Source organism: Streptomyces griseochromogenes (assembly GCF_001542625.1).
Lineage (GTDB): Bacteria > Actinomycetota > Actinomycetes > Streptomycetales > Streptomycetaceae > Streptomyces > Streptomyces griseochromogenes.
The window spans coordinates 8,433,419-8,457,154 of sequence record NZ_CP016279.1; the positions used below are offsets into that span (position 1 = coordinate 8,433,419).

General features: G+C 70.6%; 18 protein-coding genes. 9 read left to right on the forward strand and 9 right to left on the reverse strand.

Annotated features, from left to right (window positions below):
* Positions 1-45: 45 nt before the first annotated feature.
* The 6 genes from gap to uvrC form a co-directional block, all read right to left on the reverse strand.
* Positions 46-1,053, reverse strand: coding sequence for a type I glyceraldehyde-3-phosphate dehydrogenase (gene gap / locus AVL59_RS36590; protein WP_067313287.1), 1,008 nt, complete (start codon positions 1,051-1,053; stop codon positions 46-48).
* A 319-nt stretch (positions 1,054-1,372) separates the two neighbouring features.
* A complete protein-coding gene (locus AVL59_RS36595; protein ID WP_079147169.1) occupies positions 1,373-4,327 on the reverse strand; it encodes a M14 family metallopeptidase in 2,955 nt (984 codons plus the stop codon).
* A gap of 154 nt (positions 4,328-4,481) precedes the next feature.
* Entirely contained in the window at positions 4,482-5,471 is a 990-nt protein-coding gene (gene whiA / locus AVL59_RS36600; protein ID WP_067313289.1) for a DNA-binding protein WhiA, read from the reverse strand.
* The gene (locus AVL59_RS36605) at positions 5,462-6,556 is read right to left on the reverse strand and encodes a gluconeogenesis factor YvcK family protein (protein ID WP_067313292.1); all 1,095 of its coding nucleotides are present in this window, start codon (positions 6,554-6,556) and stop codon (positions 5,462-5,464) included. Before AVL59_RS36605 ends, whiA begins: the two co-directional genes overlap by 10 nt.
* Positions 6,553-7,539 (reverse strand): RNase adapter RapZ, encoded by a 987-nt coding sequence (gene rapZ / locus AVL59_RS36610; RefSeq protein WP_067313294.1) that lies wholly within the window; start codon positions 7,537-7,539, stop codon positions 6,553-6,555. Before rapZ ends, AVL59_RS36605 begins: the two co-directional genes overlap by 4 nt.
* On the reverse strand, positions 7,536-9,602 hold the full coding sequence (uvrC, locus tag AVL59_RS36615; RefSeq protein WP_067313296.1) for an excinuclease ABC subunit UvrC: 2,067 nt from the start codon (positions 9,600-9,602) through the stop codon (positions 7,536-7,538). The genes rapZ and uvrC overlap by 4 nt, the downstream gene beginning before the upstream one ends.
* Positions 9,603-10,031: 429 nt before the next feature.
* Here uvrC and AVL59_RS36620 point away from each other — a divergent pair, with 429 nt between their 5' ends.
* Positions 10,032-10,979, forward strand: coding sequence for a hypothetical protein (locus tag AVL59_RS36620; RefSeq protein WP_067313298.1), 948 nt, complete (start codon positions 10,032-10,034; stop codon positions 10,977-10,979).
* Between the two features lie 33 nt (positions 10,980-11,012).
* Here AVL59_RS36620 and AVL59_RS36625 read toward each other — a convergent pair whose 3' ends face one another.
* The gene (locus tag AVL59_RS36625) at positions 11,013-11,447 is read right to left on the reverse strand and encodes a Rieske (2Fe-2S) protein (RefSeq protein WP_067313300.1); all 435 of its coding nucleotides are present in this window, start codon (positions 11,445-11,447) and stop codon (positions 11,013-11,015) included.
* 365 nt (positions 11,448-11,812) lie between these two features.
* Between AVL59_RS36625 and AVL59_RS36630 the strand changes: the two genes are divergently transcribed.
* Both AVL59_RS36630 and AVL59_RS36635 read left to right on the forward strand, forming a co-directional pair.
* Positions 11,813-12,982: a LacI family DNA-binding transcriptional regulator gene (locus AVL59_RS36630; RefSeq protein WP_067313302.1), complete on the forward strand. Its 1,170-nt coding sequence runs from the start codon at positions 11,813-11,815 to the stop codon at positions 12,980-12,982.
* Positions 12,979-13,890, forward strand: a complete 912-nt coding sequence (locus tag AVL59_RS36635; protein ID WP_067313304.1) for a carbohydrate kinase family protein — start codon at positions 12,979-12,981, stop codon at positions 13,888-13,890. The genes AVL59_RS36630 and AVL59_RS36635 overlap by 4 nt, the downstream gene beginning before the upstream one ends.
* Before the next feature lie 180 nt (positions 13,891-14,070).
* Here the strand turns inward: AVL59_RS36635 and uvrA are convergent, their stop codons facing one another.
* On the reverse strand, positions 14,071-17,097 hold the full coding sequence (gene uvrA, locus AVL59_RS36640) for an excinuclease ABC subunit UvrA (RefSeq protein WP_067318166.1): 3,027 nt from the start codon (positions 17,095-17,097) through the stop codon (positions 14,071-14,073).
* A gap of 225 nt (positions 17,098-17,322) precedes the next feature.
* Between uvrA and AVL59_RS36645 the strand changes: the two genes are divergently transcribed.
* The 5 genes from AVL59_RS36645 to AVL59_RS36665 all read left to right on the forward strand — a co-directional run bounded on the left by AVL59_RS36645 (position 17,323) and on the right by AVL59_RS36665 (position 21,762).
* Positions 17,323-18,009 (forward strand): maleylpyruvate isomerase family mycothiol-dependent enzyme, encoded by a 687-nt coding sequence (locus tag AVL59_RS36645; protein ID WP_067313306.1) that lies wholly within the window; start codon positions 17,323-17,325, stop codon positions 18,007-18,009.
* A gap of 46 nt (positions 18,010-18,055) precedes the next feature.
* Positions 18,056-18,712, forward strand: coding sequence for an MBL fold metallo-hydrolase (locus AVL59_RS36650; RefSeq protein ID WP_067313307.1), 657 nt, complete (start codon positions 18,056-18,058; stop codon positions 18,710-18,712).
* 463 nt (positions 18,713-19,175) lie between these two features.
* The gene (locus AVL59_RS36655) at positions 19,176-20,060 is read left to right on the forward strand and encodes an ABC transporter substrate-binding protein (RefSeq protein ID WP_067313309.1); all 885 of its coding nucleotides are present in this window, start codon (positions 19,176-19,178) and stop codon (positions 20,058-20,060) included.
* Entirely contained in the window at positions 20,057-20,998 is a 942-nt protein-coding gene (locus tag AVL59_RS36660; protein ID WP_067313311.1) for an amino acid ABC transporter permease, read from the forward strand. The genes AVL59_RS36655 and AVL59_RS36660 overlap by 4 nt, the downstream gene beginning before the upstream one ends.
* Positions 20,995-21,762, forward strand: a complete 768-nt coding sequence (locus AVL59_RS36665) for an amino acid ABC transporter ATP-binding protein (RefSeq protein ID WP_067313313.1) — start codon at positions 20,995-20,997, stop codon at positions 21,760-21,762. The genes AVL59_RS36660 and AVL59_RS36665 overlap by 4 nt, the downstream gene beginning before the upstream one ends.
* A gap of 11 nt (positions 21,763-21,773) precedes the next feature.
* Here the strand turns inward: AVL59_RS36665 and aroQ are convergent, their stop codons facing one another.
* Positions 21,774-22,247: a type II 3-dehydroquinate dehydratase gene (gene aroQ, locus AVL59_RS36670; protein ID WP_067313314.1), complete on the reverse strand. Its 474-nt coding sequence runs from the start codon at positions 22,245-22,247 to the stop codon at positions 21,774-21,776.
* Between the two features lie 211 nt (positions 22,248-22,458).
* Between aroQ and AVL59_RS36675 the strand changes: the two genes are divergently transcribed.
* Positions 22,459-23,730: an MFS transporter gene (locus AVL59_RS36675; RefSeq protein WP_067313316.1), complete on the forward strand. Its 1,272-nt coding sequence runs from the start codon at positions 22,459-22,461 to the stop codon at positions 23,728-23,730.
* Positions 23,731-23,736 lie beyond the last annotated feature (6 nt).

Genomic DNA, 23,736 nt, shown 5'->3' on the forward strand with positions numbered 1-23,736 from the left:
CGCTGCCCGGGCCCTGCACTCACGCTGAGGTGCCTGATACGGCGATCAGAGCTGGCCGCCGACGAAGACCGTGAGGTCCACGAGGCGGTTGGAGTAGCCCCACTCGTTGTCGTACCAACCGATGACCTTCACGTTCTTGCCCTCCTGGACCATGGTCAGGGAGGAGTCGAAGGTGCAGGACGCCGGGGCGTTGACGATGTCGGAGGAGACGATCGGGTCCTCGGTGTAGTCGAGGAGACCCTTCAGCTCGCCCTCGGCGGCCTTCTGGAAGGCGGCGTTGACCTCTTCCTTGGTGACCTCGCGGCCGAGCTCGACGACCAGGTCGGTGACCGAGCCGGTCGGGACCGGGACGCGCATGGCGATGCCGTCCAGCTTGCCCTTGAGCTGCGGCAGGACCAGCGCGGTGGCCTTCGCGGCACCCGTGGTGGTCGGGATGATGTTCTCGGCGGCGGCACGGGCGCGGCGCAGGTCCTTGTGCGGGAAGTCCAGGATGCGCTGGTCGTTCGTGTACGCGTGCACCGTGGTCATCAGACCCTTGACGATGCCGAAGTTCTCGTCGAGGACCTTCGCCATCGGCGCCACACAGTTGGTGGTGCAGGAGGCGTTGGAGATGACGTGGTGGTTGGCCGCGTCGTACTTGTCCTGGTTGACGCCCATCACGATGGTGATGTCCTCGTCCTTGGCCGGGGCCGAGATGAGGACCTTCTTCGCGCCGCCGGCGATGTGCTTCGCGGCGTCTTCCTTCTTCGTGAAGATGCCGGTCGACTCGATGACGATGTCGACGCCCAGCTCACCCCAGGGGATGTCGGCCGGGTTGCGCTCGGAGAGCACCTTGATGGTGTGGCCGTCGACCGTGATCGTGTCGGCGGTGTGGGTGACCTCCTGCTTGAGGCGGCCCAGGATGGTGTCGTACTTCAGCAGGTGAGCGGTGGTCGCGGTGTCACCCAGGTCGTTGACAGCCACGATCTCGATGTCGGCACCCTGCTCCAGCAGTGCGCGGAAGTAGTTACGCCCGATACGGCCGAAGCCGTTGATGCCTACGCGGATCGTCACGAACCGATCTCCTCGTTGGTACGCCGGCCATGCGGTGCCGGCGAGCTGTATTTGGGATGTCCCCGACCACCCCCGACCCTACCTCTCTGAGGCCCCCGGAGCGGCATCGAGATGCCGCATACACGGGCAGGCGGTCCGTACCGGCCAGTAGGGTACGGACCACCCCGGATCGGGAGTCGTTTCGCCGCCCTTTGTTACGTAATGCCGGTGCCCGTTGACGCTCTTTTCACTCGTTCGTGAGCGGGTCGGCTCACCTGATGAGGTCCCCTTTCACGCACCGATGAGTGAGGGTCCCGCTCACATGTCGAATACGGCTGTCTCATCTGTCGAACGAGGCGAACGCCTTCTTCAGCAGGGCCGCCCGGTCGGCCGCCGACGGCACCTGTTCCAGGCCGAAGCCGAGCAGCACGGTGTCCTCGGTGGTCACCGCTCCGTAGGTCTGGAAGAGCGTTCCGGTGCGCTTCCAGTCCTTCAGCACCGCCGGGCTGCCCGCGGGCGGTCCGGCCACCCTCCAGGCACCCAGGGACGTCTCGAAGCCCTCGGCCTCCTTCACCGCGCCCCCGGCGGCGAGCGAGGTGTCGTCGGCCAGGACACCGTGTCCGCCGGTGCCCGGGTCGGTGATGTAGCTGATCGAGACCTCGACGGACTTGCCCGCGTACGCGCTCAGATCGAAGCTCACCTGCCGCCAGCCGCCCGAGCTGCCGGTGAGGCTGTTCCAGGAGCCGGTGGTGCCGGTCGCGGTGCAGGCGTTGCCGGAGAGCGTGAGGTAGTGCTTCAGCCAGGGGTGCTCGCCGATCAGGAACCCGGACCCGCATTCGGACGGCACGGCGTTCTTCGTGGCGCCGCCGGCCTCCGGCAGGGTCGTCCAGTCGTCGGCGCCCACGGTGTGGATCTCGACGACCGCGTGGTCGTAGCCGGGCTCGGTGTCCCACATCAACTGGGTGCGCAGGGCGGGCTTGTCGGCGGCGCTGACACCGGTGAGGTCGATGGTGCGGGTGAGGCGCTTGTAGGCGTCGTCGGTGTGCACGGCAGCGGCCATGGAGGAGCCGGCGTACGGGCCGTACGGGCTGACGGTCCCGGCGAAGCGGCCCGCGCCCGCGCTCTTGAACTGCGGGTACCTGGCCGCGGGCAGCTCGTCCGAGGTGACACCGTAGGTGCCGGCCTTGTCGAGCGGGTTGCCCGACGCGTCGCCGAGGGGGCCGCTGTAGCCGCCGAGCGAGCCCGAGCCCGTGAAGCCGGTGGCCCCCTTGGTCGACGTACGCGAGTACGCGCCGAGGTAGTACTGGCTGAAGTCGTCGGAGGGGGTGCCGTCGCCGAGGTCGACGCTGCCGCCGGCCAGCTCACCCGCCTCGATCAGCCGCCCGCCCTCGTTGAGGTAGGCGCGCAGCTGGAGCTGGGTGGCGTTGCCCGGGCCCTTCGCGCCCGAGTAGTGCACGACCGTCCTGAAGTGCCCCAGCACCCCGAGCGCGTCCGGGGCGCCCTGGGTGGCGACGTCCCACACGATCGCCCTGTGCCCGGCCTCCCTCAGCGCGTCCGCGTACGTCCGCGCCTGCTTGGCGGACGCGCCTTCCTCGGCGACGACGAGGGTGTCGGCCTTCGGCCGCTTCGCGACGGTGTAGGTGAAGTGGGAGCTGGCGACCTTCCTGCCGCTCCTCGTCTTGCCGGTGAACCACACCTCGACCTTGTCGCCCGGTCCGCCGTCGCGCACCTTGGCCCGGTACTCGTCGAAGTAGAGGTTGTCCCCTCCGCCGTAGGTCTCGCCGCCCTTCCAGGGCCGCAGGGCCTGGTCGAGCGTACGGCCGCCGTTCACGCGGTACTTGAGTTCCTTGTCGCGCACCGCCTTGCGGACGACCACGGACACCTGCTGGCCGGCGCCGCGGGAGTACGACGTGGGGAACGCGGCCGGCGTGAAGTCGGCGGCGCTCAGACCGACCGAGGAGACCGGCCGGTCGGGGTGGGCGGCGGTCTCGGCGACGGAGAGCGCGAACGGGACGTTCTTCTCGAACTCCCGCTGGATCAGCTTCTCGTCGTCGGGGAAGTTGAAGACCGACTGGCAGTCGTCGGGGTTCCAGGCGTCGTTCGGGTCGACGTCGGACGCGGTCTCGCAGGTCGACATCTCGGGGGTGAACATCGCCATGCCGTCGACGTTCGAGGCGTGTCCGTCCGCCTCGCCGTTGGTCGTGTACAGCTCCGAGGAGACCTGCGACCGGTATCCGGGGATGGCCGGACGGTCGGGGGTGCCGGCGAGCGCCTTGTAGAGGACGTCGTCCGGGGTGGGGGTGGCGACCTGCCAGCCGACGCCGTAGAGGAGGAGTTCGGCGGCGGAGTGGTAGTTGACGCCGTACGCGAACCCGACGCGCTTCTCGAAGGCGTCGAGGGCCCTGGTCTCGGGCTCGGACTCGGGACTCGCGCCGCGGTAGGTCTCGCTGGTCGGGTTGGGGGACGACCCCTCGTCGTCGTAGCCCCACTTGTAGGCGAAGTTGCGGTTGAGGTCGACGCCGTCACCCGTACTGATGACGCCGTCGCCGTTGACGTCGCGGAGATTCTTGCGCCACAGGCGGGCGGCGGAGTTCTTGAAGGTGTAGTCGTAGCCGTCGGGGTTGGCCGACAGGACGAACCACAGCTCGGTGGAGTCGACGATCTTCTTGATGCGCCGGTCCGTCCGGTAACGGTCCAGGTAGTAGTGCATCAGACGCCGGGTCATCTCCGGCGTGATCCACTCGCGCGCGTGCTGGTTGGACATGTACAGCACGGCGGGCTTGGAGCCGTCCTTCGACTTCTTCGCGTTCCCGGTCAGTTTGAGCGCGAGGATGTCCTGGCCGTTGACGGTCCTGCCGATGGACTCGACCTTGGCGAGGCCGGGATGGGCCTCAGCGGTCCGGAGGATCTCCTCCTTGAGGCCGCCGCTTCCGCTGTAGGGCCGGAACACCCCCTGGGAGGCGCCCTGCACGTGCGCCGCCGCCTTGGCCGAGAGGGTGTGCTCGGTGAGGGCGACGCCCTGTTTCCTCAGCTTTCGGGCCTGCTGGTCGGTGAGGTAGACCTCGACGGTGGCCTTCCCCTTCCCGGCCACCTGCTCACCGAGTTCGTTGCCGTCCTGTCCGGCCTTGAGGAGCAGGGGAACCTGCTGCCGGGTGACTTCGGCGCGGAAGACCTTGACCTCGTCGGGGCCGGGCCCCGGGGAACTCCCGTTCTGTGCCTGGGCGATGGGTGCAAGGCTCGCCCCGCCGAGCAGGAGCGCGCCGACAGCGAGGATCGATCTCGCTCTGTGTCTCATGAACCCCCCTAGCGGTGGTCCGCCACAACGGCGAACAGGTTGCCAGGCTCATGTCACTCGATGATCGAGTCAAGGGCGCCTCATGGACACGCAAACGCCGGTGCCGACCACCCGGATGGGCGTCGGCACCGGCACATCGGGTACGGCAACCGGGTCAGCCCGCCAGGTTGTCCGCCAGCTCCTCGCTGAGGTTGGCCTCCGTGCCCGGGATGCCGAGGTCGGAGGCGCGCTTGTCGGCCATCGCCAGCAGCCGGCGGATCCGGCCCGCGACCGCGTCCTTGGTGAGCGGCGGGTCGGCGAGCGCGCCCAGCTCCTCCAGGGAGGCCTGTTTGTGCTCCATACGCAGGCGCCCGGCGGCCGCGAGGTGATCGGGCACCTCCTCGCCGAGGATCTCCAGGGCCCGCTGGACCCGGGCACCGGCGGCCACGGCGGCGCGGGCCGAGCGGCGCAGGTTGGCGTCGTCGAAGTTGGCCAGCCGGTTGGCGGTGGCCCGCACCTCGCGGCGCATCCGGCGCTCTTCCCAGGCCAGCACGGACTCGTGCGCACCGAGGCGGGTGAGCAGGGCGCCGATCGCGTCACCGTCGCGGACGACCACCCGGTCCACCCCGCGCACCTCGCGGGCCTTCGCGGCGATGGACAGCCTGCGGGCGGCGCCGACCAGGGCGAGCGCGGCCTCCGGCCCCGGGCAGGTGACCTCCAGGGAGGAGGAGCGGCCGGGCTCGGTCAGCGAGCCGTGCGCCAGGAAGGCCCCGCGCCAGGCCGCCTCCGCGTCACAGGTGGCCCCGGAGACCACCTGCGGGGGCAGCCCGCGGATCGGACGGCCCCGGCCGTCCACCAGACCCGTCTGGCGGGCCAGCTGGTCGCCGCCCGCGACCACCCGCACCACGTACCGCGAGCCACGGCGCAGCCCGCCGGGCGCCATCACGATCAGCTCCGAACTGTGGCCGAAGATCTCCAGGATGTCCCGCTTGAGCCGGCGGGCCGCCATGGCCGTGTCCAGCTCCGCCTCGATCACGATGCGCCCGCTCACCAGGTGAAGGCCGCCGGCGAACCGCAGAATGGCGGAAACCTCCGCCTTCCTGCAGCAGGTCCGGGTGACGGGGAGCCGGGAGATCTCGTCCTTCACCGCTGCCGTCATCGCCATGGGCCGATCCTTCCATGCATCCGAAAAATACGGTCGTACGCGGCGGCCAGGAGCTCCGGGTCGTGCCGGGGGCTCCCGTCGGTCCGGGCCACCTGCGCCAGCTCGACCGCGGCTCCCAGCCGCTTGGCGGCCTCGGTGAGCGAGTCGCGGTCGGGCACCGCGGCCTCGTCGGCCAGCACCACGTCCAGGGCGAGTTTAGGGGCGTGTCGCCCCAAAACCTCCAAATGACGCTGCGGGGAGAAGCCCTCGGTTTCTCCGGGCTGCGGGGCGAGGTTCAAGGACAGCACGCGGCGCGCCTTGGTCTCCGTGAGAGCGTCCAGCAGCTCGGGCACCAGCAGGTGCGGGATGACCGAGGAGAACCAGGAGCCCGGGCCGAGCACCACCCAGTCCGCGTCCAGCACCGCCGCGACGGCCTCCGGGACGGCGGGCGGGTCGTGCGGCACCAGGTGCACGGACTGCACCTCGCCGGGCGTGAGGGCGACGGTCGCCTGCCCGCACACGGTGTCCACCTCGTCGGGCCGGGCCGGGTCGTGCCCCTTGACCAGGGCCTGCAGCTCCAGCGGCACGGCGGACATGGGCAGCACGCGCCCGTGCGCGCCGAGCAGCTTGCCGACCAGGTCCAGGGCCTGCACATGATCGCCGAGCTGCTCCCAGAGAGCGACGATCAGCAGATTGCCGACCGCGTGCTCGTGCAGGTCGCCCTGGGACTGGAAGCGGTGCTGGATGACCCGGGCCCAGGTCTGGCCCCAGTCGTCGTCGCCGCACAGCGCAGCGAGGGCCTTGCGCAGATCACCTGGCGGCAGCACGCCCAGCTCGTCGCGCAGGCGCCCGCTGGATCCGCCGTCGTCGGCCACCGTGACGACGGCGGTCAGGTCGCCGGTGATCCGGCGCAGCGCGGCGAGCGAGGCGGACAGGCCCATGCCGCCGCCGAGGGCGACGACCTTGGGCTGGGCGCCGCGCCGGCGGGCCCGGCCGCCCCGCGCCTCGGCGATCCGGCCCGCCCGGACCTCCGCCGCGGTGCGGCCCGAACGGCCCTCGGGCACCACCCGGCGCAGCCTGCTCAGCCGCGGTGTACGTTCCGTCATTCCCGTCCCATGTCCCGGTGTACGACCACCGTCTCCACGCCCTCGGCCGCGAGACGCGCGGCGAGCTTCTCCGACACGGCCACCGAGCGGTGCTTGCCGCCGGTGCAGCCGATGGCGATCGTCACATAGCGCTTGCCCTCGCGCCGGTACCCGGTCGCGATCAGCCGCAGCAGCTCGGCGTACCGGTCGAGGAACTCCTTGGCGCCGGGCTGGTTGAAGACATAGGCGGACACCTCCTCGTTGAGGCCGGTGAACGGGCGCAGCTCCGGGACCCAGTGCGGATTGGGCAGGAACCGCATGTCCGCGACCAGGTCGGCGTCGACCGGGAGGCCGTACTTGAAGCCGAAGGACATCACGGTGGCCCGCAGCTCGGGCTCTTCCTCGCCGGCGAACTGCGCGTCCATCTTGGCGCGCAGCTCGTGCACGTTGAGGCTGGAGGTGTCGATCACCAGGTCGGCGTCGCCGCGCAGCTCGCGCAGCAGCTCACGCTCGGCGGCGATGCCGTCGACGATCCGGCCGTCGCCCTGGAGGGGGTGCGGACGGCGCACCGACTCGAAGCGGCGCACCAGGGCCTCGTCGGAGGACTCCAGGAAGACGATCCGCCGGGTCACGTTCCGGGTGGCGAGGTCGGCGAGGGATTCACGCAGATTGTCGAAGAAACGCCGGCCGCGTACGTCGACGACGACCGCGATCCGCGCCACGTTGCCCTGGGAGCGGGCACCGAGCTCCACCATGGTGGGGATCAGGGCGGGCGGGAGGTTGTCCACGACGAACCAGCCGAGGTCCTCCAGACACTTCGCGGCCGTCGACCGGCCCGCTCCCGACATGCCGGAGATGATCACCAGCTCGGGGATGGCCGCTTCGGGGGCCCCGGCCGGTGTGACGTCCGTACTCACCTGTGCTCCGTTGTCCTGGACCGCCTCTGGCGGCTCGGCGGCCGTCTGATCTCGGTCCGCTGTGGGCTGTGCGTCGTGCTCGGTCATGTCTCCTGCCCCCGTCGTTCGTCCGGGAGGCCCGCGGTTACGGGCTCCCCCGAGGAACCCCCCGTCGTATCGGGTTCCTCGTCATCAATGATCTCTCCGGTCGCCGTGTTCACGGCGGGTGCGGCCGGGGCCGCCCGGGCGAGCGCCGCGGCGATCGTCTCGGCCGTCTTTCGGCCTATGCCGGGCACCTGCTGGATCTGTTCGATTGTGGCGGACCGCAGCTTCTTCACCGAGCCGAAATGCTTGATGAGCGCCTGTTTGCGTGTCTCGCCGAGGCCGGGCACCTCGTCCAGGGGGCCGGAACGGAAGCGCTTGGCGCGTTTGGTGCGCTGATAGGTGATCGCGAAGCGGTGGGCTTCGTCGCGGACGCGCTGGAGCAGATAGAGGCCCTCGCTGGTGCGGGGCAGAACCACCGGGTCGTCCTCGCCGGGCACCCAGACCTCCTCCAGGCGCTTGGCGAGACCACAGACGGCGATGTCGTCGATGCCGAGCTCGTCCAGCGCCCCCCGGGCCGCCGCGACCTGCGGCTGACCGCCGTCGACCACGACGAGCTGAGGCGGATAGGCGAACTTCCTGGGGCGGCCCTCGTCGTCCTTGAGGGCGCCGGTGAGGGGGTCTCCGTCGGTGAGCGCGTTCTCGCCTTCGGTCCACTCCCCCGTCTTCTCCTTCTCGGCGAGATAGCGCCTGAAGCGGCGGGTGATCACCTCGTGCATGGAGCGGACGTCGTCCTGGCCGACGAAGCCCTTGATCTGGAAGCGGCGGTACTCGCTCTTGCGCTGCAGGCCGTCCTCGAAGACGACCATGGAGGCCACCACGTCGTCGCCCTGCAGATGGGAGATGTCGTAGCACTCGATCCGCAGCGGGGCGCTGTCCAGGTCGAGGGCCTCGGCGATCTCCTCCAGGGCCCGCGAGCGCGTCGTCAGGTCGGAGGCGCGCTTGGTCTTGTGCAGGGCGAGCGCCTGCTGGGCGTTGCGCTGCACGGTCTCCATGAGCGCCTTCTTGTCGCCGCGCTGCGGGATGCGCAGCGACACGTTCGACCCGCGGCGGCCGGTCAGCCACTCCTGGACCGGTCCGACCGGCTCGGGCAGCGCCGGGACCAGGACCTCCTTGGGGACGGCATCGCCCGTCTCCTCGCCGTACAGCTGCTGCAGCGCGTGCTCGACGAGGGCGGAGGTCGTGACCTCCTCGACCTTGTCGGTCACCCAGCCGCGCTGGCCGCGCACCCGGCCGCCGCGCACGTGGAAGATCTGGACGGCCGCCTCCAGCTCGTCCTCCGCGACGGCGATGAGGTCGGCGTCGGTCGCGTCCGCGAGCACGACCGCGTTCTTCTCCATGGCCTTCTTCAGGGCCTCGATGTCGTCGCGCAGGCGGGCCGCCCGCTCGTACTCCATCTCCTCGGCCGCCTCCATCATCTGCTTCTCCAGACGGCGGAGGTAGGTGCCGGTGCGGCCCGCCATGAAGTCGCAGAACTCCTCGGCCAGCTCACGGTGGTCCTCGGGGGCGATCCGGCCGACACAGGGGGCCGAGCACTTGCCGATGTAACCGAGCAGGCACGGGCGGCCGGTGCGGGTGGCGTTCTTGAAGACGCCGGCCGAGCAGGTGCGCACCGGGAAGACCCGCAGCAGCAGGTCCACGGTGTCCCGGATGGCCCATGCGTGGCCGTACGGTCCGAAGTACCTGACGCCCTTCTTCTTGTGACCGCGCATCACCTGCACGCGCGGGAACTCCTCGTTCATCGTCACCGCGAGGTACGGGTAGCTCTTGTCGTCGCGGTATTTGACGTTGAAGCGGGGGTCGTACTCCTTGATCCAGGAGTACTCCAGCTGCAGTGCCTCGACCTCCGTGGACACCACGGTCCACTCCACGGACGCGGCGGTGGTCACCATCGTCCGGGTACGCGGGTGCAGGTTCGCCAGGTCCTGGAAGTAGTTCGCCAGGCGCTGGCGCAGGCTTTTCGCCTTTCCGACGTAGATCACCCGGCGGTGCTCGTCACGGAACCTGTACACCCCCGGGGAGTCCGGGATCTCACCCGGCCTGGGGCGGTAGCTGGAGGGGTCGGCCATGTCTCACACCCTACTGGCGAGCACCGACACCGCGTCGGGCCTGTGGACAACGCCCACGGACGGCCGTCCGGGCGGCGCCCACCGGTGCGGTCGCCTCGCCTCCCGGACCCCTGAGGCGGCATTCAGGCCATGCCGCACCCCTGCGGACCCGTCCCCCGGCGCACCCGGGCACGCGCGCCCGGGGCCAGGGGCGGCCCCGGCACCCGCTCGGGGGTCGCGGCTCGGCCAGGAGCGCGCAGTGACCGGTCCGAGGTGTTGTCGGGGCCTGGTCAACACGCTTCAATGCGGGGGAACTCGGGGCCGTGCACGCCGGAGTACACACCCGGCGACGCATGCACGGGCGCCAACCGCGCCCACGGGGGTGGCCCCGCACATCCGCTCCAGCGGTCTGACCAGCCGCCGTGACAACTCAGAGAAAGGCCCCTGTGCATGCGGCACGCCACAGAGCACGCGGACGTCCCCACCGCGGAACTGGACACGGCCCTGCGGGGCGGCCCCTTCCACGTGGCGCTCCGGGCCGCGATCGCCGCCCGCGGGCTGCCGCTCCAGCGCGTCCAGCACCATCTGTCACGCCACGGGGTCAAGGTAGGGGTGACCAGCCTGAGTTACTGGCAGCAGGGTGCCCGCCGCCCGCAGCGCCCGGAGTCGCTGCGCGCCGTACGGGCCCTGGAGGAGATCCTCCAGCTGCCGGACGAGTCCTTGATCCGGCTCCTCACGGAGTCCGGCATACGCAACGCCACCGGCCGCACCTCGGGCCGCTCGTACCGCTCCCTGATCGAGGCCGCCGACGTCCTGAACCGGCTCCAGGCCGAGCTGGGCTGGTCCCTGGACGGCGGACTGCACACCCTGGGCCACCACGAACGCGTCCGGATCGGCGCCCACCGCCAACTCGCGGCCCGCGAGTCCCACCACATCGTGCGGGCCCACCGCGACGGCGTCGACCGCTTCGTCGCCGTCCACCACGGCGACCCGGGCTGCAGCCCGCGCACGATGACGGTGCACGCCCTGGAGAACTGCCGCACGGGACGCGTCCGCCTGGACCAGGACACGGGTGTGCTGGTGGCCGAGCTCCTCTTCGGCACCCGGCTGCGCTCCGGCGACACCTTCCTCTTCCGGTACGCCGTCGAGGACGGCACGGCCGGGGTCTCACGCGAGTACGTGCACGGTTTCGGGTTTCCCGGCGGTCAGTACGCGCTCCAGGTGCGCTTCGACGGGGCCGCGCTGCCGATGCGCTGTCACCGGTTCACCCAGCACTCGCCCGCGGCCCCGCGCAGCGGCCGGCACGAGCTGCCCATCAGCGGACCGCACCACAGCGTCCACGTGGTCGAGCCTCGGATCCGGCCGGGGCTGCTGGGCATCGCCTGGGACTGGGAGTGAGTGCCCGGCTCTTGCCCTGGCCGTACGGGCCGATCAGGCACCCGGGCCGGCGACGATCCTGCCGTTCGTGGTCCTGACCGGCAGCTCGTTCAACGGCTCGGTGGCCGGGGCCTGGACCACCTTGCCGGTCACGGCGTCGAACTGGCTGCCGTGGCAGGGGCAGATCAGGGTCGTTCCCTGGAGCTTGTTGATGGGGCACCCCGCGTGCGTGCAGATCGTGCTGTACGCCTTGAGGGCCCCGCTCCCGTCCCGGCTCACCACCACATTGTGTTCCCGGTAGAGCTTGGCGCCGCCCTTGGAAACCTCGCTCTCGGCGCCGAGGTCGACCGGCGCCGTCGGAGTCGCGTCGGCCGAGGCACCGCCGGGGGCCGCGCAGGCGGCCAGCCCGAGCCCGGCGACGGGGGCCACGGCGGCTCCTCGAAGGACGGTACGACGACTCGTGGGCGGATGCGACGGTCGGGCGGGCATCAGGGACTCCGTCTCCACTGGTCAGGGGGTGTGCAGGCCGACGATACCCGGACAGAACGGCCGGGTGGGGGGCGGGGCCCCGCCGAGGGCGGGAGCGGGCCGAGGGCGGGGGCGAGTCAGGGGTATCAGGGGAGGTGAGCGCGAGCGGGGCCATGAATGAGCGCGAAATGGGGCGCGTAAACGTTTGCGTAAGCGTTTACGCGGGGCCGTTGGATGGGGTACCTTCCCGGCCTGAGGCCCGCTCGCGGCACCGTGGCGCAGTGGCTGCGGCCCCGCCGTCACGTGGGCGCGAGGCGATGCGGTCACGCGGTCATGTCGCGTGACCGTGCGGTCGTACGGTCCACCGGTCCAGTGAGGGGAACGCGATGCCCACCATGGCGGACGTCGCCCGGAGCGCGGGAGTCTCCGTGGCCACCGTCTCCCACGTGCTCAACGGCACGCGTCCGGTACTGCCCCACACCCGCCAGGCCGTGCTGGAGGCCGTCGACGCCCTCGGCTACACGCCCAACACCCTCGCCCGCTCCCTGGTGACCTCCCGCACCCGCTCGATCGGCCTCGCGGTGTCGGCGATCAGCAACCCGTACTTCACGGAGATCCTCCAGGGCGTCGAGGCCGCCGCCCTGGACGCGGGCTACAGTCTGCTCATCGCCGACCCGCACGACGACCCCGTGCACGAACGCAAGGTCGTCCAGCTTCTGCACGAGCGCCGAGTGGACGGCATGATCGTCGCCCCTTCCGCGAGCCCCCGGGATCTCGTCGCCTACCTGAGCCGCCACGCCGTGCCGACGGTGTTCCTGGACCGGGTGCTCACGACGGGTGACCGTCCCACAAGCGCGCCACACCTCGATCAGCCCTCGGGGGACCACCACGGCGACGGCTCACCCTCCCCCGGCCGACCCTGTTTCGATCAGGTCTGTGCCGAGAGCACCGGTCCGACGGCCCGCCTCGTCACTCACCTCGCCGGGCTCGGCCATCGCCGGATCGGCCTGGTCACCGGGCTGCCCGGACTCAGCACCACGAGCGAGCGGATCACCGGCTACCGGCAGGCCGTCGCCGACGCCGGCCTCGCCCTCGACGAGGATCTCGTGGTGTCCGGCAACTCCGAGTCGGCCGGCGCCGAGCGGGCCACGGCCACCCTGCTCTCCCTCCCCGCGCCGCCCACGGCCCTGGTCACCGCCAACAACGCCATGACCATCGGTGCCCTGCGCGCCCTGCGCCGTCAGGGTCTGGTCGTGCCGGACGACATGGCCCTGTGCTGCTTCGACGACTTCGCCTGGGCCGATCTGTTCTCACCCCGGCTCACCGCCATCGCCCAGCCCAGCAGGGAGATCGGCGCCCAGGCCGTCCAGGTGCTGCTGGACCGGCTGGCCGCACCGGACCGACCCGCCCGGACCGTACGGCTGCCCTGCGCCTTCGTCCACCGCACCTCCTGCGGATGCCCGGAGGGCCGGGACCAGGCCGAGGGCCCCGGGCCGGACGAGCCCGGCGGCCGAACCGAACCATCCGCGCTGCCCGAGAAGGGAACCATCTCGTGATCGTCGTCGCCGGTGAGGCACTGATCGACCTGGTACCGCACGGCCCGGGGGCCCTGGCGGACCTGAAGCCGGCGCTCGGCGGCGGCCCGTACAACACCGCCGTGGCCCTCGGTCGTCTGGGCTCCCCGACCGCCTTCTGCTCCCGCACGTCGCACGACGCCTTCGGTGAGGCCCTGCTCGACGGGCTGCGGCGGGCGGGGGTGGACGTGTCGGGTGTGCAGCGCGGTCCCGAGCCGACCACCCTCGCGGTCGCCACCGTCGACGCCGGTGGCTCGGCCGCGTACTCCTTCTATGTCGACGGCACCGCCGACCGCCTGTTCACCGCGCCGGCCGGCCTGCCCTCCGGCACGCGCGCGGTGTCCTTCGGCACCTGCTCGCTCGTCCTGGAACCGGGGGCGAGCGCCTACGAGGAGCTGATGCGGTCCGCCGCCGGACGGGGCCTGTTCACCGCGCTGGACCCCAACGTCCGGGCCGGTCTGATCCCGGACGCGGACGCCTATCGGGCGCGTTTCAAGAGCTGGCTGCCCTCGGTGACGCTGCTGAAGCTGTCGGAGGAGGACGCGGAGTGGCTGGGCGGCACGCCGCGCGAGTGGCTGGCCGCGGGACCGTCGGCCGTCGTGGTCACCCGGGGCGGCGACGGTCTCACCGTCCACACCCGGGAGGCCGCGGAGTACTCCGTACCGGGCGAGAAGGTCGAGGTCGTGGACACCATCGGCGCCGGTGACACGGTGAACGCGGCCCTGCTGCACGGTCTGTCCGCCCAGAACGCGCTGTCGCCGCAGGGGCTCGCCGGCCTGGGCGCGGACGGCTGGCGGCGGCTGCTGCGGTTCGCGGCACGTGCGGCGGCGATCACCTGCTCGCGGGCGGGGGCGGAACCGCCGTACGCGGCCGAGCTGGGCGAACTGTGATCTCGATGTAGTGGTCAAGGTGCGGCCGGACATGCGGTGCGCGGAACGGGTTGAGCCTGTCGAACCGCAGGGCCGGGGTGTCTGATGGTGGAACGAGCGGTGCCCCGCGGGGAGTTCCCGCGGGGCACCGCTTATTTGATGATGTGTCAGAGCGAGGTCCGTATCGCGCCGGAACCTGTCTCAGGCCTTGCGGGCCCGCGTCGTCTTCTTCGCGGGTGCCGCCTTCTTCGTGGCCGTGGCGGCCTTCTTGGTCGCCGTGTTGTTGGCCTTGGCCGTCACCGTCCTCTTCGCCGTCGACTTGGCGGCCGCCGTCTTCCTGACCGCCGTGCCGCGCGGCGCCTTCACCGGTTCCGCGTCGCTGATGCGGTCGGCACCGAGGACGTCGCGCAGGAACTTGCCCGTGTGACTGGCCGGGACCCCGGCGACCTGCTCGGGCGTGCCCTCGGCGACCACGAGGCCACCGCCGGCGCCGCCCTCCGGGCCCATGTCGACAATCCAGTCGGCGGTCTTGATCACATCGAGGTTGTGCTCGATGACGATGACCGTGTTGCCCTTGTCGACCAGACCGGACAGGACCTTGAGCAGCTTGCTGATGTCCTCGAAGTGCAGACCGGTGGTGGGCTCGTCCAGGACGTAGACGGTGCGTCCGGTGGAGCGCTTCTGCAGTTCGCTGGCGAGCTTCACGCGCTGCGCCTCACCGCCGGACAGGGTGGTCGCGGACTGGCCGAGCCGGACGTAGCCGAGGCCGACGTCCTTCAGCGTCCTCAGGTGCCGGGAGATGGCCGGGACGGCCTCGAAGAAGTCGGTCGCCTCCTCGATCGGCATGTTCAGCACGTCGGCGATGGACTTGCCCTTGTAGTGGACCTCCAGGGTCTCCCGGTTGTACCGGGCGCCGTGGCAGACCTCGCACGGGACGTAGACGTCCGGGAGGAAGTTCATCTCGATCTTGATCGTGCCGTCGCCCGCGCAGTTCTCGCAGCGGCCGCCCTTGACGTTGAAGGAGAAGCGGCCGGGCAGGTAGCCGCGGACCTTCGCCTCGGTGGTCTCGGCGAACAGCTTGCGGATGTGGTCGAAGACGCCGGTGTAGGTGGCCGGGTTGGACCGCGGGGTGCGGCCGATGGGCGACTGGTCGACGTGGACGACCTTGTCGACGAGGTCGTCGCCGTCCACGCGCGTGTGCCGTCCGGGGACGTTGCGCGCACCGTTCAGCTCGCGGGCCAGGTGCGTGTAGAGGATGTCGTTGACCAGCGTCGACTTGCCGGAGCCGGACACGCCCGTGACGGCTGTGAACACACCCAGAGGGAAGGACACATCGATGTCCTGGAGGTTGTTCTCACGGGCGCCGTGCACGGTGAGCCGGCGGGACGGGTCCTGCGGGCGGCGGATGTCCGGCAACGGGATGGACTTCTTGCCGGACAGGTACTGACCGGTCTGCGACTCGTCGTTGCCGAGCAGCTCCTTCAGGGAGCCGCTGTGCACGACCTTGCCGCCGTGCTCACCGGCGCCGGGGCCGATGTCGACGATCCAGTCGGCGACCTTGATGGTGTCCTCGTCGTGCTCCACCACGATGAGCGTGTTGCCCATGTCGCGCAGCCGGACCAGGGTCTCGATCAGCCGGTGGTTGTCCCGCTGGTGCAGACCGATGGAGGGCTCGTCCAGGACGTACAGGACGCCGACGAGGCCGGAGCCGATCTGGGTGGCCAGGCGGATGCGCTGCGCCTCGCCGCCGGAGAGGGTGCCGGCCGCGCGGTTGAGGGAGAGGTAGTCGAGGCCGACGTCGACCAGGAACCGCAGCCGCTCGTTGACCTCCTTGAGGACCCGCTCGGCGATCTTCTTGTCGCGGGCGTTGAGCTTCAGCTCGCCCAGGAAGTCCGCGCAGTCGCTGATCGACATCGCGGAGACCTCGGCGATCGACTTCTCCATGATCGTGACGGCGAGGACGATCGGCTTCAGGCGGCTGCCCTCGCAGGAGGGGCAGGGGACCTCCCGCATGTAGCCCTCGAAGCGCTCGCGGCTGGCGTCGCTCTCGGCCTCGCTGTGCCGGCGCTTGACGAACGGCACCGCGCCCTCGAAGGGCGTGGTGTAGACGCGCTCGCGGCCGTACCGGTTGCGGTACCGGACCTCGATCTGGGTCTTGTGGCCGTGGAGCAGGGCCTTCTTGGCGCGCTGCGGCAGACCGGCGAAGGGGATGTCCGTCCGGAAGCCCAGGGCGTCCGCGAGGGCGCCGATCAGGCGGCCGAAGTAGTCCTTGGTGTGCCCGTGCGACCAGGGATGGATGGCGCCCTCGTCCAGGGACTTGTCCTCGTCCGGGACGATCAGCTCCGGGTCGACCTCCATGCGCGTGCCGATGCCGGTGCACTCGGGGCAGGCGCCGAAGGGCGAGTTGAAGGAGAAGGAGCGGGGCTCCAGCTCCTCGAAGGACAGGTCGTCGTACGGGCAGTACAGGTGCTCCGAGTACATGCGCTCGCGCTCGGGGTCGTCCTCCGGGAGGTCCACGAAGTCGAGCACGATCATGCCGCCGGACAGGCCGAGGGCAGTCTCCACGGAGTCGGTGAGACGGCGCTTGGCGGAGTCCTTCACCGTGAGGCGGTCGACGACCACCTCGATGGTGTGCTTCTCCTGCTTCTTCAGGGCGGGCGGGTCGGACAGCTGGATGGTCTCGCCGTCCACACGCGCGCGCGAGTAGCCCTTGGTCTGGAGGTCCGCGAAGAGATCGACGAACTCGCCCTTGCGCTCGCGCACGAGCGGCGACAGCACCTGGAAGCGGCTCCCCTCCGGCAGCTCCAGGACCTTGTCGACGATGGCCTGCGGCGACTGGCGCGAGATGGGGCGGCCGCACTCGGGACAGTGCGGCTTGCCGATACGCGCGAAAAGCAGACGCAGGTAGTCGTAGACCTCGGTGATGGTGCCGACTGTCGAGCGCGGGTTGCGCGAGGTCGACTTCTGGTCGATGGAGACCGCCGGGGACAGACCCTCGATGAAGTCGACGTCGGGCTTGTCCATCTGGCCGAGGAACTGCCGGGCGTACGAGGAGAGCGACTCCACGTACCGGCGCTGCCCCTCGGCGAAGATCGTGTCGAAGGCCAGAGAGGACTTGCCCGACCCGGACAGGCCCGTGAAGACGATGAGCGAGTCGCGAGGCAGGTCGAGCGAGACATTCTTCAGGTTGTGCTCGCGCGCGCCACGGACGATGAGACGGTCGGCCACGCCGGTCCGCACCTTTCTTGAGAGAAGTGACAGGGGCGGGGCCCCCGTGCTTCTTCGAGACTAGGGGGAGCCACTGACAACGCCGGTCGGATTTCCCGGTTGCATAACAACCTCCGGACATCCAGCATGCCCGACGCCGCCTCCGACGATATAGCACGTGCTTTCGATTTGCGGGCGGGGTTCACCACCTTCACCCAAAGGTGTGGCGGGGCTAGGGTCAGGCCCATGATTGATCACGCTCATGACCTGGCCTGTGTACGTGACGCGACGGAGCGGCTCCTCACCGCTGTCGCCGCACTGGACAACGCGTCGCTCGCCGAGCCGTCACGGCTTCCCGGCTGGACCCGCGGGCACGTCCTCGCTCACCTCGCCCGCAACGCGGACGCGCTCGTGAACGTCCTCGAAGGGCGTCCCATGTACGCGAGCGCCGAGGTGCGCGACGCCGACATCGAGCGGGACGCCCCGCGCCCTCTGGACATCCAGCTCGCCGACGTGCGCGAGAGCTCCGGCCGCTTCCGGGAGACGGGGGCCGCACCGGCCGACTGGACGCGCACGGTGGAGCTGCGCAACGGGGTCACCGACTCCGCGTCCCGGGTGCCGTTCCGGCGCTGGGTCGAGGTGGAACTGCACCACGTCGACCTCGGCGCCGGGTACGAGCTGGAGGATCTTCCGGCCGAGTTCACGGAGCGGGAGATCGACTTCCTGACGCGGCGGTTCTCCGGGCACCCCGGCGTCCCGGCGACCCGCGTCACGGACGGCACGCGCGCGTGGAGCACGGGACGCGAGGCGTCCGAGCCCGAGGTCACGGTCAGCGGCGCTCCGGCGGACCTGCTGGGCTGGCTCGCCGGGCGCCGCGAGGGGGCCGCCCTGAAGGCGGTGGGCGGCGCGCTGCCGCGACTGCCTCCGTTGTAGGCCGACGACGGTCCTTCGAGCACCCCCCGGCGATAGGCTGATCGACATGATGTACACCGGAGAGGTCAAGGTCGGCGGACCGGCAGAGGTGCACGAGCTGAAAGACCTGATGATCACCAAGATCGCGGTCGGCCCGATGGACAACAACGCCTATCTGCTGCGCTGCCGGGCCACCGACGAGCAGCTCCTCATCGATGCCGCCAACGAGGCACACACACTGCTCGCCATGATCGGTGACGACGGCATCGCGTCCGTCGTCACCACCCATCAGCACGGCGACCACTGGCAGGCGCTCGCCGAGGTCGTCTCCGCCACCGGCGCCCGTACGTACGCCGGACGGGACGACGCCACGGGCATCCCGGTGCCCACCGACGTCCTGGTCGATGACGGTGACGTCATCACGGTGGGGCGCGTGGAACTCACCGCGCGCCATCTCGTCGGGCACACCCCGGGCTCCATCGCGCTGGTCTACGACGACCCGCACGGCCACCCGCACGTCTTCACCGGGGACTGCCTCTTCCCGGGCGGAGTCGGCAACACGCGCAAAAACCCGAAGGCCTTCGCCAGTCTGATCCACGACGTGGAGACGAAGATCTTCGGCACGCTGCCGGACGAGACCTGGGTCTACCCCGGGCACGGCAACGACACCACTCTGGGAGCGGAGCGGCCGCATCTGCCGGAGTGGCACGCGCGCGGGTGGTGAGCGCCGGGCGCCCAATAGTCCGGAGCGCTTGGCTCGGGTGCGACTGCGGCTTCGCCGTGGCTCGTCGCGCCCACGCGGCAAGCCACACAGGGATGCAGCCCCGCGCCCCTATGCCCTGCGCACGCAGCTCGAGTTGAGGGCGTTTTCGCGCGCCCGCGCACACCTCACTCACCCATGCGCCCCGCGCATACCTCACCGCACGCGCCCCGTGTGAACGCTTCGCACGCGCCGGGCGCGCGTGCGCGCTCCCTGGGGCCGCCGGCACACAGTCAACTGGTGGCAGCCCCGCACAGGATGACGGCTCCTGCGCGGTAGGGGCCGCCGGTCTTCCAACCCCGCCCTCGACCGGCGGCCCAGGCCGCTTCAGGAGCGGTGTTCACACGAGTGCAACACCGGTTCCCACTATGCGGACAATGAACCCCGTGACCTGGACAAACGGGGGGTTCGCTGCCAATCTCCCGCCATGCACCCTGCCTCTCGCGCACTGCGCCGCGCGGTAGCCGCCGCCACCGTAGCCCTGCTCGCCACCGCTGTCGGCTGTGCTCCGCAGCCCGAGGACAAGGCGTCGGCCACCCCGTCCGGGTCGGCCGCGAAGAGCTGTGCCAAGGGCGAGTTGGCCACCAGGACGTCCGGGAAGCTGACGATCGCGACGGACGAGCCCGCGTACGAGCCGTGGTTCAAGGACGACAAGCCCGCGAACGGCAAGGGCTTCGAGTCCGCGGTCGCCTACGCGGTGGCGAAGCGGCTCGGCTACGACACGAGCGCGGTGCTCTGGCAGAGCGTGCCGTTCAACAAGGCCTTCGCGCCCGGCGTGAAGACGTTCGACTTCGACATCAACCAGGTGTCGATCAGCACCGAACGCAAGAAGGCCGTGGACTTCTCCTCCGGTTACTACGACGTGCGCCAGGCCGTCATCGCGCTGAAGGGCGGCAAGGCCGCCGCGGCGAAGAGCATCGCGGACCTGAAGAACCTCAAGCTGGGCGCCCAGGTGGGCACCACGAGCCTCGACTACATCACCGATGTGGTGAAGCCGAAGCAGGAGGCCGCCGTGTACGCCAAGAACGACCAGGCCAAGTCCGCGCTGAAGAACGGTCAGGTCGACGCCGTCGTCACCGACCTGCCGACCGCGTTCTACATCACCGCGGCCGAGGTGACGAACGCGAAGATCGTCGGCCAGTTCGAGAACCAGGGCGGCACGCCCGAGCAGTTCGGGCTCGTGCTCGACAAGGGCAGCGCACTGACCTCGTGCGTGACCGGCGCCGTGGACGCCCTGCGCAAGGACGGGACGCTCGCGAAGATCGAGAAGCAGTGGCTCTCCGACGCCGTCGACGCCCCGGTGCTCAAGTGACCGTCACCAAGGGCGAGTCCACCCCTCAAGGGGCGGACGACGAGGGTGACATGACCGGTGGCGCCCGGGGCGGGGCACCCGTCGCCGACGACGGCTACGTGCCCTCGGAGCGGCGGCTGGAGCGCGAGCGCTACAAGAGGGCACGCGCACGCCGCGCCACGGCGATCGCCGCGCTCTCCACCCTGGTCACGGCCGCCGTGCTCTACCTGGTCGTCGTCGACGCGCCGGGCTGGCCACGCACCAAGGAGACGTTCTTCAGCGCTCAGTACGCGCGCGAGGCGTTCCCGAAGGTCCTCGAAGGGCTGTGGCTGAACGTCCGACTCCTGCTCGTCTGCGGCGCCGCCGTGCTGATCCTCGGCATGCTGATCGCCGTCGCCCGTACTCTGCGCGGCCCGGTGTTCTTCCCGCTGCGCGTGCTGGCGGCGGCGTACACGGACTTCTTCCGCGGTCTTCCGCTCATCATCAACTTGATGATCGTGGTGCTGGGCGTACCCGCGCTGCGGCTGCAGGGCGTGACGGTCGATCCGGTGCTCCTGGGCGGTACGGCGCTGACGCTGACGTACTCGGCGTACGTGGCCGAGGTGTTCCGCGCCGGCATCGAGTCCATCCACCCCTCGCAGCGTGCCGCGGCCCGCTCCCTGGGCCTCACCAACCGGCAGGCCCTGCGCCATGTCGTGCTGCCCCAGGCGGTGCGCCGTCAGGTGCCGCCGCTGCTGAACGACCTGGTGTCGCTGCAGAAGGACACCGGCCTGGTGTCGATCGGCGGCGCGGTGGACGCCGTTCGGGCGGCCGACATCATCGTGGGCCGCAGCCTCAACTACACGCCGTACATCGTCGCGGGCCTGGTCTTCGTGGCGCTGACCATCCCGATGACCCGCTTCACGGACTGGGTGACGGCCAGGATGGACCGGCAGCGGGCTCAGGGAGGATCGATATGAGCACGGCACCCCCGGACGGCTCCCCTGTGCTGCGGATGGAGTCGGTCCGCAAGACCTTCGGGGGGTCGGTCGTGCTGCGGGACGTCGACCTGGAGGTCGCTCCGCACACGGTGACCGCGCTGATCGGCGCCTCCGGTTCGGGCAAGTCCACGCTGTTGCGCTGCGCCAACCTCCTGGAGGAGATCGACGACGGCGCGATCTGGCTGGACGGCGAGGAGATCACCGACCCGCGCGCGGACCAGGACGCGGTACGACGCCGTATCGGCGTAGTCTTCCAGGCCTACAACCTCTTCCCGCACATGACCGTGCTGGACAACATCACGCTCGCCCCGCGCCGGGTACACCGCGTCTCTCGCGCGGAGGCCGAGGAACGGGCCAGGGAGCTGTTGGAGCGCCTCGGGCTCGGCGGCAAGGCGGACGCCTACCCGGACCGGCTGAGCGGCGGCCAGCAGCAGCGTGTGGCGATCGTACGGGCCCTCGCCGTACGGCCCCGGCTGCTGCTGCTCGACGAGATCACCGCCGCGCTCGACCCCGAACTCGTGGGCGAGGTACTGGACGTGGTCCGTGGTCTGAAGGACGAGGGCATGACCATGGTGCTGGCGACGCACGAGATGGGCTTCGCCCGGGACGTCGCCGACCAGGTTTGTTTTCTGGACGGAGGGGTCGTGTTGGAACGCGGCACCGCGGACGAGGTGTTCGGCGACCCGCGGCAACAGCGCACGCGTCGCTTCCTGCGGCGGATCGTGGAAGCCGGCCGCCTGTAGTCCCGCGCGGGCTACGCGCCGGCCCGCGCCGCCCCGGCCAGGGCGGCGACCCGTTCCACGCCGAACACGTAGCCCTGCACCCCGCAGCCCGCGATCACACCGTCGGCGCGCAGCGAGACGTACGAGTGGTGTCGGAACGACTCGCGCTGGTGGATGTTGGAGATGTGCACCTCCAGCACGGGCATGCCGTCGCAGGTGTTGAGTGCGTCCAGAATCGCGACCGACGTGTGGGAGTAGGCGCCGGGGTTGATGACGATCCCGCAGTGGTGGAGCCGGGCCTCGTGGATCCAGTCGACGAGCTCGCCCTCGTGGTTGGACTGCCGGAAGTCCACCGTGCCGCCGTGCGCGGCCGCCGCCTTGGCACACATCCCCTCGACGTCGGCCAGTGTGTCCTTGCCGTAGATCTCGGGCTGGCGCTGGCCGAGGAGGTTCAGGTTGGGCCCGTTGAGGATCATGATCGGGGCGTTGGCCAGGGTGCGGGGCACGGTTCCTCCGGTCCGTTCGGGGCGGTGCGTCGATGACCGCCGCTCGGACCCGGTCTATCACGGTGTCCCCGGCGGGCGACGGGCCGCGCGCGCCGTCCGCCTCGGCGCACACCGCGGTCCCGTTGATCACCTCCACGCGCCCCCGTAACCCTCGGTCACTGTGGGTAGTTGACGCCACATGCACGAAGTACGCGCCGTAAGGGCTCCCTCCATGCCGCGGCTCGCCGCGGCCTCGCTCGCCGGGACCGCGATCGAGTTCTACGACTTCTTCGTCTACGGGACCGCCGCGGCCCTGGTCCTGGGGCCGCTGTTCTTCCCGACGTTCTCGCCGGTGGCGGGGACGCTGGCGGCGTTCGGGACGTTCGGGGTGGGGTTCGTGGCCCGGCCGCTGGGTTCGGTGCTGTTCGGGCACCTCGGCGACCGGCACGGGCGGCGGCCTGTGCTGGTCGGCTCGCTGCTGCTGACCGGCGCCTCGACGGTCGCGGTCGGGTGCGTACCGACGTACGAGTCCATCGGCGCGACGGCCCCCGTTCTGTTGCTCGTGCTGCGCTTCCTGCAGGGGCTGGGGCTCGGCGGGGAGTGGGGCGGGGCGGTGCTGCTGACCGCCGAGCACGCGCCCCCTGCACGGCGTGCCCTGTGGTCCAGCTTCCCCCAAGTGGGGCCCGCGTTCGGCTTCGTGCTCGCCAACGGGGTGATGCTCGTGCTGTCGGCCGCCCTGACCGACGCGCAGTTCGCGCAGTGGGGCTGGCGGGTGCCGTTCTGGGCGGCCGGTGTGCTGGCGCTGGCCGGGCTCTGGCTGCGCTCGTCGCTCGCCGAGAGCCCCCGGTTCCTGGAGATCGACGACCACGCGCGCGTGCCGCTCTTCGAGGTCGTACGGCACGACTGGCGGCTGGTGCTGCTGACGGCGGGAGCACTGACCGTCGGATACGCGGTGTTCTACGCGGTGACGACGTGGTCGCTGGCGTATGCGACCGGACATCTCGGAGTGAGCCGCACCGTCATGCTGACCTGTGTCATGGCCGCCGTGGTCGTGAAGGGTGCGCTGACACCCCTCATGGCGCTGCTCGGCGATCGCTGGGGGCGCCGTCCGATGTGCCTGGCGGGGTGCACGATGTGCGCCCTGTGGATGCTGCCGATGGTCGCGCTGCTGGCGACGGGCGAGCCGCTGCTGATGTTCCTCGGCATCCTGGGCGCGCTGATCGCCTTCATCACCATGTTCGCGGTGATCGCCGCATATCTGCCGGAGCTGTACGAGGCCCGGGTCCGCTGCACGGGTGCCGCGGTCGGCTACAACCTCGGCGGGGTTTTCGGCGGCGCGCTCACCCCGATCGTGGCGACCACCCTCGCGGAACACGGCGGCCGCGTTCCGTGGGGCGTGGGCGCGTATCTGACGGGCATGGCGCTGCTCAGCCTCGGCTGCTTCGCGCTGCTTCCGGAGACGCGGCCGATGCCCGTACCGGCGGTGGAGCCGGCCACGGGCTGACCGGGC